At 67.4% G+C, this 15,889-nt stretch carries 16 protein-coding genes; 8 read left to right on the top strand and 8 right to left on the bottom strand.

Going from position 1 to position 15,889, the window contains the following annotated elements; all coding sequences use genetic code 11:
• Positions 1-31: 31 nt before the first annotated feature.
• Together OH799_RS31435 and OH799_RS31430 are read right to left on the bottom strand one after the other, a co-directional pair.
• A complete protein-coding gene (locus tag OH799_RS31435) occupies positions 32-844 on the bottom strand; it encodes an Fpg/Nei family DNA glycosylase (RefSeq protein ID WP_406271702.1) in 813 nt (270 codons plus the stop codon).
• Between the two features lie 18 nt (positions 845-862).
• Positions 863-1,336 carry a ribose-5-phosphate isomerase gene (locus OH799_RS31430; RefSeq protein WP_406271699.1) on the bottom strand — a complete coding sequence of 158 codons (474 nt, stop codon included), beginning with the start codon at positions 1,334-1,336 and terminating at the stop codon, positions 863-865.
• 180 nt (positions 1,337-1,516) lie between these two features.
• Between OH799_RS31430 and OH799_RS31425 the strand changes: the two genes are divergently transcribed.
• The gene (locus OH799_RS31425; RefSeq protein WP_406271696.1) at positions 1,517-2,566 is read left to right on the top strand and encodes a M48 family metallopeptidase; all 1,050 of its coding nucleotides are present in this window, start codon (positions 1,517-1,519) and stop codon (positions 2,564-2,566) included.
• A 114-nt stretch (positions 2,567-2,680) separates the two neighbouring features.
• Here the strand turns inward: OH799_RS31425 and OH799_RS31420 are convergent, their stop codons facing one another.
• A complete protein-coding gene (locus OH799_RS31420) occupies positions 2,681-3,382 on the bottom strand; it encodes a disulfide bond formation protein DsbA (protein WP_406282770.1) in 702 nt (233 codons plus the stop codon).
• A 123-nt stretch (positions 3,383-3,505) separates the two neighbouring features.
• Here OH799_RS31420 and OH799_RS31415 point away from each other — a divergent pair, with 123 nt between their 5' ends.
• The 4 genes from OH799_RS31415 to OH799_RS31400 all read left to right on the top strand — a co-directional run bounded on the left by OH799_RS31415 (position 3,506) and on the right by OH799_RS31400 (position 7,169).
• Positions 3,506-4,738 (top strand): NAD(P)/FAD-dependent oxidoreductase, encoded by a 1,233-nt coding sequence (locus OH799_RS31415; protein ID WP_406271694.1) that lies wholly within the window; start codon positions 3,506-3,508, stop codon positions 4,736-4,738.
• A 111-nt stretch (positions 4,739-4,849) separates the two neighbouring features.
• Positions 4,850-5,251: a YciI family protein gene (locus OH799_RS31410; RefSeq protein WP_406271692.1), complete on the top strand. Its 402-nt coding sequence runs from the start codon at positions 4,850-4,852 to the stop codon at positions 5,249-5,251.
• Positions 5,248-6,522 (top strand): RNA polymerase sigma factor, encoded by a 1,275-nt coding sequence (locus OH799_RS31405; RefSeq protein WP_406271689.1) that lies wholly within the window; start codon positions 5,248-5,250, stop codon positions 6,520-6,522. The genes OH799_RS31410 and OH799_RS31405 overlap by 4 nt, the downstream gene beginning before the upstream one ends.
• A gap of 164 nt (positions 6,523-6,686) precedes the next feature.
• Complete coding sequence (locus tag OH799_RS31400; RefSeq protein ID WP_406271686.1) at positions 6,687-7,169, top strand: NUDIX domain-containing protein; 483 nt, start codon at positions 6,687-6,689, stop codon at positions 7,167-7,169.
• Positions 7,170-7,176: 7 nt separating this feature from the next.
• Here the strand turns inward: OH799_RS31400 and OH799_RS31395 are convergent, their stop codons facing one another.
• Positions 7,177-8,013, bottom strand: a complete 837-nt coding sequence (locus OH799_RS31395) for a phosphoribosylaminoimidazolesuccinocarboxamide synthase (protein WP_406271683.1) — start codon at positions 8,011-8,013, stop codon at positions 7,177-7,179.
• 219 nt (positions 8,014-8,232) lie between these two features.
• On the opposite strand from OH799_RS31395, the gene pepN reads away from it, so the two are divergent.
• Complete coding sequence (gene pepN, locus OH799_RS31390; protein WP_406271680.1) at positions 8,233-10,815, top strand: aminopeptidase N; 2,583 nt, start codon at positions 8,233-8,235, stop codon at positions 10,813-10,815.
• A gap of 114 nt (positions 10,816-10,929) precedes the next feature.
• Here the strand turns inward: pepN and OH799_RS31385 are convergent, their stop codons facing one another.
• From OH799_RS31385 to OH799_RS31370, 4 genes are all read right to left on the bottom strand, one after another.
• Entirely contained in the window at positions 10,930-11,370 is a 441-nt protein-coding gene (locus OH799_RS31385; protein WP_406271677.1) for a DUF5130 domain-containing protein, read from the bottom strand.
• Between the two features lie 10 nt (positions 11,371-11,380).
• On the bottom strand, positions 11,381-11,662 hold the full coding sequence (locus OH799_RS31380; RefSeq protein ID WP_357273071.1) for a hypothetical protein: 282 nt from the start codon (positions 11,660-11,662) through the stop codon (positions 11,381-11,383).
• A 120-nt stretch (positions 11,663-11,782) separates the two neighbouring features.
• Entirely contained in the window at positions 11,783-13,381 is a 1,599-nt protein-coding gene (locus OH799_RS31375; protein WP_406282767.1) for a glycoside hydrolase family 13 protein, read from the bottom strand.
• A gap of 228 nt (positions 13,382-13,609) precedes the next feature.
• The gene (locus OH799_RS31370) at positions 13,610-14,014 is read right to left on the bottom strand and encodes a globin (protein ID WP_406271674.1); all 405 of its coding nucleotides are present in this window, start codon (positions 14,012-14,014) and stop codon (positions 13,610-13,612) included.
• Between the two features lie 221 nt (positions 14,015-14,235).
• Between OH799_RS31370 and OH799_RS31365 the strand changes: the two genes are divergently transcribed.
• Positions 14,236-14,940, top strand: a complete 705-nt coding sequence (locus OH799_RS31365) for an HNH endonuclease (protein ID WP_406271672.1) — start codon at positions 14,236-14,238, stop codon at positions 14,938-14,940.
• Between the two features lie 115 nt (positions 14,941-15,055).
• Positions 15,056-15,472: a hypothetical protein gene (locus OH799_RS31360; protein ID WP_406271669.1), complete on the top strand. Its 417-nt coding sequence runs from the start codon at positions 15,056-15,058 to the stop codon at positions 15,470-15,472.
• Positions 15,473-15,889 lie beyond the last annotated feature (417 nt).

The following is a 15,889-nucleotide window of genomic DNA, read 5'->3' as shown; positions in this document are numbered from 1 at the left end:
CAGCTTCCGCCTGGCGATCGGCGCCTTTGGTTCAGCCCGGTTGGCAGGTGGGGCACCAGAAAAGGTTTCGCGTTTCCATGACCTGATGGGCGATCGGCGTGCCGCACAGTCGGCACGGTGCGCCGTGGCGTCGATAGACATAGGTACGTGGACGATCGGGCGAATACGAGGGCTCGCCGTGATCGTGCTCTGGTCGGACCACAACCATCTTCCCGACGCGCACCCCCACGCGCATCAGCGCGCCGAGATCGGCCCACATGGAAGCCCACTCGCCGTCCGTCAGGGCGGTGCCGGGCCGATGCGGCGAAACTCGATGCCGGAACAGCAGTTCCGCGCGGTAGACGTTGCCGACTCCGGCGAGCACCTGCTGGTCCATCAGCAGAGCGCCGATCGGCCTGCGCGAGCGACGAATACGGTGCCATGCGCGATCCGGGTCGGCGCCACGGCGCAGCGGATCCGGGCCGAGCCGATCGGTGAGCGCGGAAACCTCAGGTGCGAACAGGATCTCGCAGGCGGTCGGCCCGCGTAGGTCGGTGCCGAAGCCGGGCTGTCCCTGCGGCGCCCCGATCATCCGCATCCTGACCTGCCCGACCGGCTCCCCCATCGGCAGCTCGGACTCGCTGAATTTGCCGTAGAGACCCAAATGCACGTGCACAACGAGACCCGAATCGTAATGGTGGAGCAGGTGTTTTCCCCATGCCTCCGCCTTGGTCAGCACCTGACCGTCCACCCGGGCGGCGCCGGCGGCGAATTTGCCCTGCGGGCTGGATACGCGCACCACGCTACCCGCGAGGCGACGCTGATGCAGCCGCGCGAGACGGTGCAGCGTATGTCCTTCCGGCACAGCCGTACCGCGGTGCGCTCAGTAGGCGGGGACCGGCGGTGCGACGCCGGTCTTCTCGTATTCGGCGAGGATGTCGATGCGCCGCTGGTGGCGTTCCTCATTCGACCACGGGGTCGCGAGGAACGCGTCAACGATGGCCAGCGCTTCTTCGGTGGAATGCATGCGGCCGCCGATACCGATCAGTTGTGCGTTGTTGTGCTGGCGGGCCAGCTGGGCTGTCCCGACGCTCCAGGCCAGCGCGCAGCGGGCGCCGGGCACTTTGTTCGCGGCGATCTGTTCGCCGTTACCGCTGCCGCCGAACACCAGGCCCAGGCTGCCGGGATCGGCGACGGTGCGGCGGGCCGCCTCGACGCAGTAGGCAGGGTAGTCGTCGAGCGCGTCGTATTCGAGCGCGCCGCAGTCCACGATGTCGTAGCCCGCCTGCCGCAGGTGAGCCTTGACGTGATTCTTCAGTTCGAAACCGGCATGGTCGGCACCCAGGTATACGCGCATGGCAGGCATTGTGTCAGGCCGCCGCACCAGGCTCACGACAGGGCACACGCCCTCGATCGACACCGCGGTGCGTCTGCACGAATCGACTGATACGCCAGCTGTGTTCGCGGCCACAGGTCGACAAGTCCGACGGGGCAGCCGATCCCGGCAACCGAATAGCAACTGAATAGAGTTCATCCCATGCAGCAGCACGAACCCCAACCGCACGACCGAGCCGGACAGCAGGCCGACCCACAGGCACAGCAGGCAGGGTGGGCGCGGGCTCAGGACACGCCCGCCACACCCCACAGCCAGCCACATCCGGGCTCGTATCCCACCGGCTCATCGGGTTCGTATTCGTCGGTGCCGTACCAGCACAACCCTTATCCGAGCGTGCCGATGCCACCGGTTTTCCCACCCCAGCGGCAGCCGCGCGGCCTCTCGCCGTTCGGCATGCCTGCCAGGCATAGCTGGGAGATCCCGATGCTCGTCATCGTGATCGTGCTGACGGTCTTCGCCTATCTGATCGCGCTGCTGCTACTGGCGACCGGCAACTTCGACCAGTACGTTCTCGCGTTCGCGGCCGCGCCGCTGCTGCTGTGGTTGGGCCGCGGCATCAGCTACGCGACCCAGCGGGTGAACGGTGTGAAGATGTCGCCGACCCAATTTCCCGAGGGGTATCGGCTCGTGGTGGACGCGGCCGCCCGCTTCGGCATGACGAAAGTGCCGGACGCGTATGTGGTGCTCGGCAACGGTAAGATCAACGCGTTCGCCAGCGGACACGGCTTCCGTCGCTACGTCGTGGTGTACAGCGATCTTTTCGAGATCGGCGGCGCGGCACGCGAACCCGACGCGCTGGCGTTCATCATCGGCCATGAGGTCGGCCACATCGCGGCCGGGCACACCTCCTACTGGCGACAGCTCGGCATGTTCCTGGTGCCATTCCTGCCGATCATCGGAAGCTCGCTGATCCGCGCGCAGGAGTACACCGCCGACAACCACGGCTACTGCAATCGGCACATCGGCGCGCCCGCCGCGATGGGCACGCTGGCCGCGGGCAAGTACATGAACAAGCTGGTCGGCTTCGACGAGATGGCCGACCGGGCGGCATTCGAAAAGGGCTTCTTCGTCTGGGCCGTGAACGCCACGTCCAGCCACCCGGTGCTCACCTGGCGGATGTGGGCGCTGCGCGACCGCAGCAGGCACGGCAAGCTGTTCCTGCGCCCGAACCCGCCGGTGAGCGCCGGGTAACCTCCGCCCGACGGCTGTCGAAATTCCTACAGTCAGGTTCCGGCCGATGAGTCCGCGGAAGTCCGTGGCATCACCTTGCGAGGGCCGCGCGCCGCGGCACTCGCACATCGACGCTCAGTCGAACGACGGATCCTCGGTCCGGGTTCGCTTGAGTTCGAAGAAGTGTGGATAGGACGCCAGCGCGACGGCGCCGTCCCAGAGTTTGCCCGCCTCCTCGCCGCGCGGAATGCGGGAAAGGACGGGGCCGAAGAACGCGGTCCCGTTGATGTGGATGGTCGGGGTACCGACGTCCGGTCCCACCTTGTCCATCCCCTCGTGATGACTCCGGCGCAGCGCCTCGTCATAGTCGGTGCTGTCGGCCGCCGCGGCCAGTTCGGCAGGCAGACCGACCTCGGCGAGCGAGTCGGCGATCACCGCGGCAAGGGTCTCTTTGCGGCTCTCCCGCTCGTATTCGGCGCGCCGGTTGTGGATGCGGGTGCCCATCGCGGTGTAGAGCGGCGACAGCACCTTGTCGCCGTGCTCTTGGGCCGCGGCGATGGCGACTCGGACCGGGCCCCAGCCGGTGGCGAGCAGCTCCTGATACTGCGGGGGCAGATCTTCCTTGTCCTCGTTGAGCACCGAAAGGCTCATCACGTGGAATCGGGCATCGATGTCCCTGACCTGCTCGACCTCGAGGATCCAGCGGGACGTGATCCAACACCAGGGGCACAGCGGGTCGAACCAGAAATCGGCGACGTCCTTGGTGGCTTTGTCGGTCACGGGTGGATTCCTCTCGATCGGGTCCTGGATGGGCGGCGGGGCATACCCCGCCGCCATACCGACCAACCACGTCGACGCGCGATTCGTTCCCATCCGACACACCGTTTTCCCGAGCTGCCGCGCGGCTGCCAGTAGGGTTGGTCGGCAGGATCCCGGTTCCCTTCCGCGAAGGAGTCCGCTATGAGTTCTGATCAGCGTTTCGTCATCGTCGGCGGCGGGCTGGGCGCGGCCAAAATCGCGGAAGCGTTGCGTGCCAAGGACTTCGATGGAACGGTGACGCTGATAGGAGCCGAGGACCGGCTGCCCTATGAGCGTCCGCCGCTGTCGAAGGAGCATCTCACGGGCAAGAAGGAGCTCAGCGAGTTCACCGTCGCTCCCGCCCAGTGGTACCGCGACCATCATGTCGAAGTCCGGCTCGGCACCACGGTGACCGGGCTCGACACCGCGGCGAAGACGGTCACCCTGCCCGACGGTTCGACAGTGCCCTACGACAAGCTGGCGCTCGCTACCGGCTCCACGCCGCGCACGCTGCCGATTCCCGGGGCGGACGCGCCCAATGTGCACACCCTGCGCACCATCGAAGACTCCGACACCCTGATCAATCTGTTCGGCAGCGCACGCCGGATCGTCATCATCGGCGCGGGCTGGATCGGATTGGAGGTGGCGTCGGCGGCCCGTGCGGCCGACGTACAGGTGACCATTGTCGAGACCGCCGACCTCCCGCTGCTCGCCGCGCTGGGTCCGGAGATGGGCGAGGTGTTCGCCGACCTGCACCGATCGCACGGGGTCGATTTCCGGTTCGGCGCGCAGGTCGCCGAGATCACCACGCAGGACGCCATCGCGACGGCGCTCGCCGACGGTGTCCGGCTCGGTGACGGCAGCACGATCGAGGCCGACGCGGTACTGATCGCGGTGGGCGCCCACCCTAACGTCGAGCTGGCCGCCGAGGCCGGGCTCGCGGTAGACGGCGGTGTGCTCGTCGACGAGCATCTGACCACCAGCGATCCGGACGTCGTCGCCGTCGGTGACATCGCCGCGCAGCAGCACCCGGTCCTCGGCACACGCGTCCGGGTGGAGCACTGGGCGAACGCGCTCAACCAGCCCGCGGTCGCGGCCGCGACCATGCTCGGCAAACCAGCCGCCTACGACCGGCTGCCCTACTTCTTCACTGATCAGTACGACCTCGGCATGGAGTACACCGGCTATGCGGCGCCGGGCGGATACCGCAGGGTCGTCGTGCGCGGCACCCTGGCGGCGCGCGAGTTCGTCGCGTTCTGGCTGGACTCGGATAACCGGGTACTCGCAGGGATGAACGTGAACGTCTGGGATGTGACCGACCGGATCAAAGAGCTGATCCTGTCCGGCGAGCCGGTCGAGCCGGATCGGCTCGCCGACCTGACCATACCATTGTGATGTGAATCACTCTCAGGACAACGTCGAATCGGCGCGCCGAGCTCCGACCTTTCCCCGAGCGCGCCGCACGGGCGCTCCGAACGGCCCGGAGCCGGAAAGAGGAGTCGAACTATGAAGTACATGCTGTTGAAGACCTATACACCCGCCGCCTACTGCGACACTCCGATAACCGAATGGTCGCCGGAAGAGATCAAGGCGCACATAGACTTCCAGCGCGCACTCGGTGCACAGTTGGCCGAGTCGGGCGAACTGGTCGACGGGCAGGGTCTGGCTGGTCCGACCGAAGCACGAGTGGTCAGCTCGGACGGTCGGTCGGCGCCGGTGGTCACCGACGGGCCGTTTCCGGAGACCAAGGAGTTCCTGGCCGGGTACTGGATCGTCGACGTGGACAGCCCCGACCGGGCCTACGAGATCGCCGCGCAGGCCTCCGCCGCACCTGGCCCCGGCGGCACACCGATCGGCGAATACATCGAAGTCCGCGCGGTGATGGGCGCTCCCGCCACCGAGCAGTGAGCGACCGGCGTGCGGTGCCCGACGACACACCGCTCCCGGCGAGCATCGAGGACCTGCTGCGCGCACTGGCGCCGCAGGTCCTCGGAGCGCTCGTCCGCCGATTCGGCGATTTCGACACGGCCGAGGACGCACTGCAGGAGGCGATGCTGGCGGCCGCGACGCAGTGGCCGTCCGAAGGTCTGCCGGACCATCCACGGGCCTGGCTGATCCAGGTGGCGCAGCGTCGGATGGCCGACGCAGTGCGCGCCGAGGTGGCCCGGCGGCGCAGAGAGAACACCGCCTTCGAACGCGATGTCACCGATGCCGCCCCTGTCGACCACGACGACACGCTCGCGATGCTGTTCCTGTGCTGCCACCCCGCGCTGTCGCCGGCCAGTGCCATCGCGCTGACCCTGCGGGCGGTCGGCGGCCTCAGCACCGAGCAGATCGCGCGCGCCTTTCTGCTGCCGGAAACGACTATGGCGCAACGGATCACGCGAGCGAAGAAGAAGCTGGCCACGTTGGACCGGCCGTTCGCGCGTCCCGGCGGCGCGCAGTGGCACGAGCGGGTCGGCGCAGTCCTGCACGTGCTGTACCTGATCTTCAACGAGGGCCACACCACCAGCTCCGGATCGTCGCTGCACCGCACGGACCTCTCCAGTGAGGCGATCCGGCTGGCCAGGGCGGTGCACCGGCTGCTGCCCGAAGACGCCGAGGTCACCGGACTGCTCGCGCTCATGCTGCTCACCGATGCCCGGCGCGCGGCGCGCACCGGCGCGCACGGCGAACTCATCCCGCTGGTCGAACAGCACCGCGCCTTGTGGGATCGCGCTCTGATCACCGAGGGGACCACGCTGACCACCGCCACACTGGCCGAGGGCCTGCGCGGGCCCTACCAGATCCAGGCGGTTATCGCGGTGCTGCACGCTCAGGCGGCGCGCGCCGAGGACACCGACTGGCCGATGATCCTCGCGATGTACACCCGGCTCGAACAGCTCTCCGACAACCCCATGGTGACTCTCAACCGCGCGGTGGCCAGCGCAATGGTGTCGGGACCCTCAGCAGGCCTCCAACTCGCCTCGACCCTCGACGAGCGGCTCGCGGGCAATCACCGGCTCGACGCCGTCCGTGGCCATCTCCAAGAAATGGCAGGCGATTTCGACGCAGCCATTACTTGCTACACGGCAGCGGCCGCCCGCACCACCAGCTCCTCTGAACGTGACTACCTGACCATCCGCGCCGCCCAGCTACGCAGGGACGGGCACGCTCAGAACACGACCGCCCGCACCTAGGAGTTCGGGGGCATCCGCCACACGGACCTTCGTGGTACCTGCCGGCCGATTTGCCGACCGCGCGTACCGCGGGCGAGCGGGTGGACCAGCCGCAGTTGCTACGCGACGCCGACACGGCCGGGCCACGGAAGCCTGCCGATCGAGGCCGAGGCAGACTACCCGGTGTGGCACACAAAAACAGCGCGGGAGTTCTACTGTTCCGCCGGACCTCCGGCCACGACGTCGAGGTGTTGCTCGGGCACATGGGCGGCCCGTTCTGGGCGCGAAAAGACCTGGGCGCCTGGTCGATTCCCAAGGGCGAGTACGAGCCGGAGTCCGAAGACGCGCGCACCGCGGCCGGGCGCGAATTCGCCGAGGAACTCGGCCTGCCCGTTCCGCACGGCGAGTGGATACCGCTGGGCGAGGTCAGCTACGGCAGCGGCAAAGGAAAGAAGAGCGTCACCTTCTGGGCCGTCGAGGGCGACCTGGATCCCGCCGACATCGTGCCTGGAACCTTCGAACTGGAGTGGCCGCCGCACTCGGGCACGATCACCGAGTTTCCGGAGATCGACCGCGCCGCGTGGTTCGACCTTGCCACCGCCCGCGACAAGCTCATCGTCGGCCAGCGGCCTTGTCCGGACCGGCTGGCCCAGCACCTGGCGCTCTGACCCGCGGCTACCGCGGCACGCCCGTCCAGGTCCGGCCGGTGATCAGTTCGTAGGCCTCCATGTACCTCTGCCGGGTGGCTCCGACGATGTCGGCCGGGATCTGCGGGCCGGGAGGCTCCTTGTCCCAGCCGGTGGAGGTCGACCAGTCGCGGACGAACTGCTTGTCGAACGAGCGCTGCGGCCTTCCCGGCTGCCACTCGTCGGCGGGCCAGAACCGTGAGGAATCCGAAGTGAGCACCTCGTCGCCGAGAGTGAGAATATCGCCGTCCCAGCCGAATTCGGCCTTGGTGTCGGCGACGATGACGCCACGTTCGGCGGCGTGCGCCGCGCCGCGGGCGTAGATGTGCAGGGTGAGCTCGCGCAGCCGCTCGGCGACCGCGCGCCCCTCCTGGTTCACCACGTCCGCGAACGTGATCGACTCGTCGTGGCCTTGCGACGCTTTGGTGGTCGGCGTGAAGATCGGCTCGGGCAACTTGTCGCCCTCACGCAGCCCCGGCGGCAGCGCCACCCCGGACACCGAGCCCGTTCGCCGATACTCAACGAGCCCCGAGCCGGTCAGGTAGCCGCGGGCAATGCATTCGACCTGCACCATCTTCAGCGGCTTGACCCGGATTCCGCGGCCCGCGAACTCGGCGGGCACGTCGGTGGCGGAGACCACGTGATCAGGCACATCGGTGAAGTATTCGAACCACCAGTTCGACAGCTGAGTCAGCAGCGCGCCCTTGTCCGGGATCGGCGTCGGCAATACGACGTCATACACCGAGACCCGGTCGGAGGCGACCAGCAACAGGGTATCGCCGTCTTCGTACAGGTCGCGCACCTTCCCGGCGTGCACATGCTTCAACGTCGAGCCTCCGAATCCGTAGGGGTGAACCTGCCCTGCAACAGGCAGAATACCGCCGCGCCGTGGGCGAAGAAGCCGCACCGTCCGCCCGCCGCCGTCGTCGGCACGCGGGGGCGGGCCACGCGGTTAGGGTTGGTGCGGAAAGTCCCGCGCGGGCGGCCGCATCCAGGTGGCATTGTGGGTGCGCCCGTGCCCGTTCTTCGACCACGAAGGAGCCCCATGTCCGCACCCAACCTCACTCGTGACCAGGCGATCGAACGCGCCTCGACGGTATCGGTCGAGAACTATCGAATCGACCTGGATCTCACCGACGGGGCGGACAAACCGGGCGAGCAGACCTTCTTCTCCCGCAGCACCGTGACCTTCACCGCGTTGAAGGGCGCGGGCACGTTCATCGATATCGTGGCGCGCAATGTGCGCTCGGCGGTGCTCAACGGCAACGCTTTGGACATCTCCGACTACGACGAGTCGACCGGAATCGCGCTGACCGATCTGGCCGAACACAACGAGCTGGTGGTCGAGGCAGACTGCGAGTACTCGCACACCGGCGAGGGTCTGCACCGGTTCGTCGACCCGGCCGACGAGGCCGTGTACCTGTACTCCCAGTTCGAAACCGCGGATGCCAAGCGGATGTTCGCCTGCTTCGACCAGCCCGATCTGAAGGCAACCTTCGACCTCACGGTCACCGCGCCCACCGACTGGCAGGTCGTTTCCAACGCCGCTTTCGTGCACACCGTCGCGGCCGACCCGGGCAAGCACATCTTCCGCACTACCCCGAAGATGAGCACCTACTTGGTCGCTCTCATCGCGGGCCCGTACGCGCAATGGACCGACGTCTACACCGACGAGCACGGCAGCATACCGCTCGGCATCTACTGCCGTGCCTCGCTGGCGGAGCACATGGACGCCGAGCGTCTGTTCACCGAGACCAAGCAGGGATTCGGGTTCTACCACAGGCACTTCGGCGTCCCCTACGCGTTCGGCAAGTACGACCAGCTGTTCGTGCCGGAGTTCAATGCGGGCGCGATGGAGAACGCGGGCGCGGTGACCTTCTTGGAGGACTACGTCTTCCGCTCTAAGGTGACCCGCGCGTCCTACGAGCGCCGCGCCGAGACCGTGCTGCACGAATTGGCGCACATGTGGTTCGGCGACCTGGTCACCATGAAGTGGTGGGACGACCTGTGGCTGAACGAGTCGTTCGCCACCTTCGCCGCGGTACTGTGCCAGTCCGAGGCCACCGAGTACACCAACGCATGGACCACCTTCGCGAACGTGGAGAAGTCCTGGGCCTACCGCCAGGACCAGCTGCCCTCCACCCATCCGATCGCCGCGGACATCCCCGACCTGGACGCGGTCGAGGTGAACTTCGACGGCATCACCTACGCGAAGGGCGCCAGCGTCCTGAAGCAGTTGGTCGCCTATGTGGGCCTCGAGCCGTTCCTCGCGGGTCTGCGCATGTACTTCGCCGAACACGCCTACGGCAATGCCACGTTCGACGATCTGCTGGCGGCGTTGGAGAAGGCGTCCGGACGCGACCTGTCGACCTGGGGCACGCAGTGGCTCAAGACCACCGGACTGAACATCCTACGCCCGGACTTCGAGGTAGACGCCGAGGGCAGATTCACCTCGTTCGCCGTAGTACAGGACGGCGCGGAGCCAGGCGCGGGTGAACGGCGCGTGCACCGCCTCGCCGTCGGTGTCTACGCCGACCAGGACGGAAAGCTGCTGCGCACCAAGCGCGTCGAAATCGACCTCGACGCCGCCGAGCGCACCGACGTCCCCGAGCTGGTCGGCGTGCCGCGCGGCCAGTTCGTGCTGATCAACGACGACGACCTCACCTACTGCTCGGTCCGGCTGGACGCGGGCTCACTCGACGTCCTCGTCAACCGCATCGCCGACATCGCCGAGCCGCTCCCCCGCACGCTGGCCTGGTCGGCCGCATGGGAAATGACCCGCCAGGCCGAATTCCGCGCCCGCGATTTCGTCGCCCTGGTCCAACGCGGCGTCGGCGACGAGACCGAAATCGGTGTGGTGCAACGACTCCTGATGCAGGCCAACACCACGCTCGGCAGCTACGCCGACCCAGAGTGGGCGGCGACCACCGGGTGGCCGGACTACGCGAACCAGCTGCTGGAGCTGGCCCGCGAGGCCGAGCCGGGCTCGGATCACCAGCTGGCCTTCGTCAATGCGCTGACCGGCGCGAAGCTGTCGGCCTGGCACACCGAGGTGCTGCGCGAGCTGCTCGACGGCGACCCTGCGAAGGTCGGGCTGCCCGGTCTGGCAGTCGATACCGACCTACGTTGGCGCATCGTGTCCGCGCTCGCGGCGGCCGGCGAGATCGACGCCGACGGCCTGGATACCCCGGTCATCGACCAGGAGCTCGCCGGCGACCCCACCGCGGCGGGCCGGCGCCAGGCCGCCGCGGCGGCTACCGCCCGCCCGATGGCCGCGGTGAAGGAACAGGCGTGGGCGACCGTGATGCACGACGAGTCGCTACCCAACATCACCGCACGCTCCATCGTCGGCGGCTTTGCGCCAGCCGGACAGGGTGACCTGCTCACTCCCTACGTCGAGCGCTACTTCGCGGAGGTGCCTGGCGTCTGGGAGCGCCGCTCCAGCGAGGTCGCCCAGACTGTGGTGGTCGGCCTCTACCCCCATTGGGCGATCAGCGAGGATGCGGTGTCCGTCGCCGACAAGTTCCTCGCGGGCGACCACCCCCCAGCCCTGCGCCGCTTGGTCAGCGAGGGCAAGGCCGGTATCGAACGCTCCCTCCGCGCCCGCGCGTTCGACGCACAGTCATAAAAAACCGGCGCGTCCACCCTGCTGAACGGGTGGACGCGCCGGTTCGACGACAACCACGAACTGCCGTGCGAACACGCAGCGCCGCAGGCGCTGCAAATCGAACACAGCCAAAAATTACCGCCCGATGGCGGCGGCCATCACCCGCACCGCGGAAACGAGACCGTCGATCAGCTGGCCCTGCCGGATCGAGCTCAGCGCGGCGGTGACGCCGAGCTGGCAGACGCGATCGTTCGCGCGATCGGCGACATCCCGGCCCGAGCGCACCTCGATCGCCTTCTCGTTGGGCGAGACGGCGATCAGCACGGAGCGCGCCGCCTCGGGCGTGGTCGGGAAGAGCGCGTCCGCGCCCGCGGCCGGGTCAGCACCCAGGTCGCCGATGTAGACGTTGAAGCGCACCTTTGTCGCGCGAGTCGCCTCGGTAAGCACGTTGTCCATCGTGAGCCGCTCGTCATCGCGGAACGGGGCTTCCTTGAACACGTCGCCGGCTTCGTGCACGCCGGAGACGCGCCCGCTGGTGGTGATCGCGTATCCGTGCGGCAGGTCGGCCTCGACCACCGCAGGCCACTTAGAACTTGCCACTTGCCCGGCCTCCGATCAGCTCCACCTCGGTGGACTCGATAGCCACATGATGTCCATGCGACGTCTCTGCGTTGTCGTAGTGACCCAAGCCGGTCACCTCGTCGGTAGCACTCCACAACACCGGCGGCTGGGTCCACTTCTGACCGAGATCGAAGTGGACCGGCTTCTCACCAGGCAGTGGCTTACCGAGAAACGACAATCCGGCGATCGCACCGTAGATCACCAGCGGGATGCCGACGAAGATCAGCACTGTCTCGAGAATGCTCACGGATCAACGGTAGACGATCGTGTGTAGTAGTTCTTCGTCCGGTCGAACCGTCATGGGTTCGTGTCCCGGTGCAACGGGTGGGCCAGGCCTTTCGGTCTGCCTTCTGCCGCACGGCGACACTCAGACCAGCCAGGCCGCAGAGTTCGGTGGTAGCTGGCCACCCTCCGGCAGCGCGCTGGCCAGCAGCACATCCCCCGGCGGCAACGGGATGGGCGTCGCCGAGGCGTTGAGCACGCAGACAAGCCCACCGGGACGGCGGAACGCGAGGCAGCCCGCCGGGCTGCCGTACCACTCGATTCGGTCGCCCCCGAATTCAGGTCGCAGAGCGCGGAGTTCGATCGCCGTGCGATAGAGCGACAGTGTGGAGTCGAGTTTCTCGAGCTGGGCTTCAACGGTCAGTCCGGCCCAGTCGGGCGGGATCGGCAGCCAGGAACTGCCGGTGGTGAACCCGAACGGCGGTCCACTACCCTCCCACGGTACCGGCACCCGGCAGCCGTCGCGGCCGCGTTCGGTGTGGCCGGAGCGTTCCCACACCGGGTCCTGCAGGACCTCGTCGGGCAGGTCGTCCACGTTCGGCAGTCCGAGCTCGGCGCCGTTGTAGATGAACACCGCGCCGGGAAGCGCGAGCTCCAGCAGGATCATCGCCCGTGCCCGCGCGATCCCGACCGCGCCGCCGCCGTATCGGGTGACCTCACGCTCGATGTCGTGGTTGGACAGGGTCCAAGTCGGCGAGGCGAAGACCGGCCCGACGGCGGCCAGCGAGTTGTCGATCGCATGGCGCACGTTCTCGGCGCTGAACTGGGCCTCGGCAAGACGGAAGTTGAAAGCCAGATGCAATTCGTCGGCGCGCACGTACTCACCGAAGCGGGTGTTGTCGTTCACCCACACCTCGCCGATGGTCACCGCGTCCGGGTACTCGTCGATCAGCTTGCGGATGCGGCGGTGGATCTCGTGCACGGCGGGATTGTTGAAACGCACGTCGTTGTCGTCGTGCGCGAGCAATGCGGAGGCGACCTCGGGCAGGTCGGGCAGGCCATCGGGTTTCGCCATGCCGTGTGCGACGTCGAGCCGGAATCCGTCGACACCACGGTCGAGCCAGAACCGCATGGTCTGCTCGAAATCGGCGGCAACGTCGTCGTTGTCCCAGTTCAGATCCGGCTGTTCGCGCGCGAAGATATGCAGGTACCACTGCCCCGGCGTGCCGTCGAGCTCGGTGACCCTGGTCCAAGCGGGTCCGCCGAAAATGCTCGGCCAGTTGTTCGGCGGCTCGGCGCCGTCGAGCCCACGGCCATCTCGGAAAATGTAGCGTTCACGTTCCGGGCTACCCGGCGCGGCGGCCAGTGCCGCGCGGAACCACGGGTGCTGGTCGCTGGTGTGGTTGGGCACCAGATCCATCGTGACCTTGATTCGACGGGAGTGGGCCGCCGCGATCAGCTCGTCCATCGCGGCGAGACCGCCGAAAAGCTGGTCGATGTCGCGCGGATCGGCTACGTCATAGCCGCCGTCGGCCATCGGCGAACGCATCACCGGGCAGACCCACAGCGCGTCCACGCCCAACAGTTCGAGGTAGCCGAGTTTGTCCCGGACACCGGCGAGATCACCGATCCCGTCACCGCTCGAGTCCGCGAAGGATCGGGGATAAATTTGGTAGAACACGGCCGACCGCCACCACGGCTGGGTGGTGCGATCCACCGGCGCCGCTACGGCTGGTGTATCAATCACGAGTGCAATAGTGCCAAAGTTTCGCGCTGAAGACCTTCGGGCAAACCTGCGTTCTCGCGGTCGGGCGAATAGTCAGCGTTGTTGCGCTGAGCCGGAACCTGATGCTGCCTCACCTCTAAACCGAAACATCCAGGCAACCTTCGGTACGCCAGCGAATTCACCGCCACCGCAAAGCTGTCGGAAACAACACTTGCCAGGATGCCGGTCCGCGCCGGGAACGCGCGGTCAGAACGGGGCGTTCACCAGCGAGTTGGCCGCCATCTCCAGGTAGTCGAGCAGAGCTTTCCTGTGCTCGTCGTCGAGGATATCGGGCTCGATCTCCGCGACCGCGATCCGCATGCACCGCAGCCACGCGTCACGCTCGATCTCCCCGATGGTGAACGGCATGTGCCGCATGCGCAGGCGTGGATGGCCGCGCTCGTCGAAGTAGGTGCGCGGACCGCCCCAGTACTGCTCGAGGAACATCCGCAGGCGCCGCTCGGCGGGGCCCAGGTCTTTCTCCGGGTAGAGGGGGCGCAGCACCTCGTCGGCCGCCACCTCGCGGTAGAACGCCGCGACGATCCGCCGGAACGTCTCCGCCCCGCCGACCATCTCGTAGAACGACGTCGCTGTGTGCTCGCCCGAAGTCATAGACCCTCTCGATTCGCCGAATGCGCCACAGCCCATTGTGCCCGCACCCTTCGGCCGCCGCGCAGCCGCCGCAACGTCGCGGCTGGATGGCTCTTCAGCCACCGTTAACCAGACATTGTTGAAAATCACCGTGCACTGGCCGACGTTCCATGGTCCACTGGGTGGCAGTCTCTGCTCCGCAGATACCACATGATCCTGCCAATCATGAAATTGAGGTCGAGATGAAGCAGCGGCACAGCGCCCGATCACACGAGGCGCGAGCGCACCGACAACTCCAGCCCGCCGACGTCCACAATCGTGGGTCGGGGGCTACTCCGCTGCACCTCTTGTCCGAACATTGTCCTGCCGGCCATCATGGCCACCACGACCATGCGTCGCACCCCGCCGCACCGCCCACCGAGGGCACGAACTGGCTCAAGACCAGGGTGCTGCTATTGAACGCCACCTACGAACCGCTTACCGCCTTGTCCGCGCGTCGCGCGGTCGTCTTGCTCATCTGCGACAAGGCCGACGCCGTCCATCAGAATGACGCAGGACCGGTGGTCCATTCCGCCGAAGCATCCGTGGCCATTCCCTCGGTCATCCGCCTACGCAACTATGTGCACGTGCCGTACCGGGCCAGGGTGCCGATGACCCGCGCAGCCCTCATGCACCGGGACCGCTATCGGTGCGGCTACTGCGGCGGCAAGGCCGAGACCATCGACCATGTCGTCCCGCGCAGCCGAGGCGGGGAACACTCTTGGGAGAACTGCGTCGCCAGCTGCGCACCGTGCAACCATCGCAAGGCCGACAAGCTGCTGAGTGAGCTGGGCTGGACGTTGCGCTCCCCGCTGGTCTCGCCGAAAGGCCCGCACTGGCGCCTGCTGTCCACCACCACCGAGCTCGACCCGCTGTGGTTGCAGTACCTCGGCGAAGGCGCGGCCTGAGCCTCAGGTTCAGGTGTATTCGACCACCAGGTGTCGTTCGACGGGCGGTCGGCGCCGGGGCGACCGCGGTCGGCGCCGGCTTCCGATCTGGCTGCCCGTCGTCCTCGGCTGTGCTGTGCTCACCGGAGACTCAGAGTTCCTGTTCCTCGGCATCGCCGCCGCGGGTGGCAGCCCGATCGCGGAGGTGGTCGCCGCGGCTTGTGGTGAACTCCAGGCGCCTGCCGTACAGCTTGTTGGTTTTCCGGAGGTGGTCGGGTATCGGTTGGCGGCACGCAATGATGTTGGCCGCCGGAGCATTCGCCCTCGCTGCGGGCGCCTACGCCTTCCGCTGGGCTGGTCCCGCGCCGCGCGACCGGGTGCGCTTACCGGCCCGCACAGTGGTCTGCCGGAAATCGGCACCGTCGTCCTGCTTCCCACGCTGGTGGCCCTGACCACCTTGCCGCTCGGCACGGGCAGTCTGGGATTCGCAGTGCTCGCAGGCGTTCTTGTCGGCGGCATGCTCGCTGGAAACAGCAGCCGATCGTGGTGGTGATCCTCGCGGCCGGCGTGACGACGGCGGTGTCGCACCTCGCCGGTGTCTCCTGACCGGTCTCGAAAATCATTGTCGGCCAATCTTCTTCGCGGGCCGCAGCCGCGGGCGGCGCCGTCCCCTCCTGTTGACGGCGCCGCCAACCATTTCATCGCTCGCGAGACGCTACCGTGCTACCGGAGAGTTCGCCGTCGCCATCCCTGCTTGCAGTCCGCCGCCTGCCATTGCGTCTCGCGCGGCGCAGCACTGTCAGTACAGGGCAGCAGCGCTATTACGGCACAGCAGAGCCAATCCGATGCAGCAGGGGCAAATACAGTGCAGCGGTCCCTGACAACAGCCGCGATAGCGCGCGGCAGCAAAGTCTGCGCGGCGCATGGTGCAGTGCAGTGCAGTGCGAACGGTAAGCGCAGCAGGCGGCGC

Origin of the sequence: Nocardia sp. NBC_00881 (genome assembly GCF_045207455.1) — a bacterium.
In the GTDB taxonomy this organism is placed as follows: Bacteria; Actinomycetota; Actinomycetes; order Mycobacteriales; family Mycobacteriaceae; genus Nocardia.
The sequence above is the reverse complement of the archived record's forward strand: the minus strand, read 5'-3'. Positions and strand labels throughout refer to the sequence as shown.

Excerpts from the sequence above, each read along its gene's own strand:
- OH799_RS31370 (WP_406271674.1), bottom strand. The coding sequence starts at position 14,014 with ATGACTTCGGGCGAGCACACAGCGACGTCGTTCTACGAGATGGTCGGC.
- OH799_RS31410 (WP_406271692.1), top strand. The coding sequence starts at position 4,850 with ATGAAGTACATGCTGTTGAAGACCTATACACCCGCCGCCTACTGCGAC.
- OH799_RS31430 (WP_406271699.1), bottom strand. The coding sequence starts at position 1,336 with ATGCGCGTATACCTGGGTGCCGACCATGCCGGTTTCGAACTGAAGAAT.
- OH799_RS31365 (WP_406271672.1), top strand. The coding sequence starts at position 14,236 with ATGAAGCAGCGGCACAGCGCCCGATCACACGAGGCGCGAGCGCACCGA.
- OH799_RS31415 (WP_406271694.1), top strand. The coding sequence starts at position 3,506 with ATGAGTTCTGATCAGCGTTTCGTCATCGTCGGCGGCGGGCTGGGCGCG.
- OH799_RS31420 (WP_406282770.1), bottom strand. The coding sequence starts at position 3,382 with ATGGCGGCGGGGTATGCCCCGCCGCCCATCCAGGACCCGATCGAGAGG.
- pepN (WP_406271680.1), top strand. The coding sequence starts at position 8,233 with ATGTCCGCACCCAACCTCACTCGTGACCAGGCGATCGAACGCGCCTCG.
- OH799_RS31425 (WP_406271696.1), top strand. The coding sequence starts at position 1,517 with ATGCAGCAGCACGAACCCCAACCGCACGACCGAGCCGGACAGCAGGCC.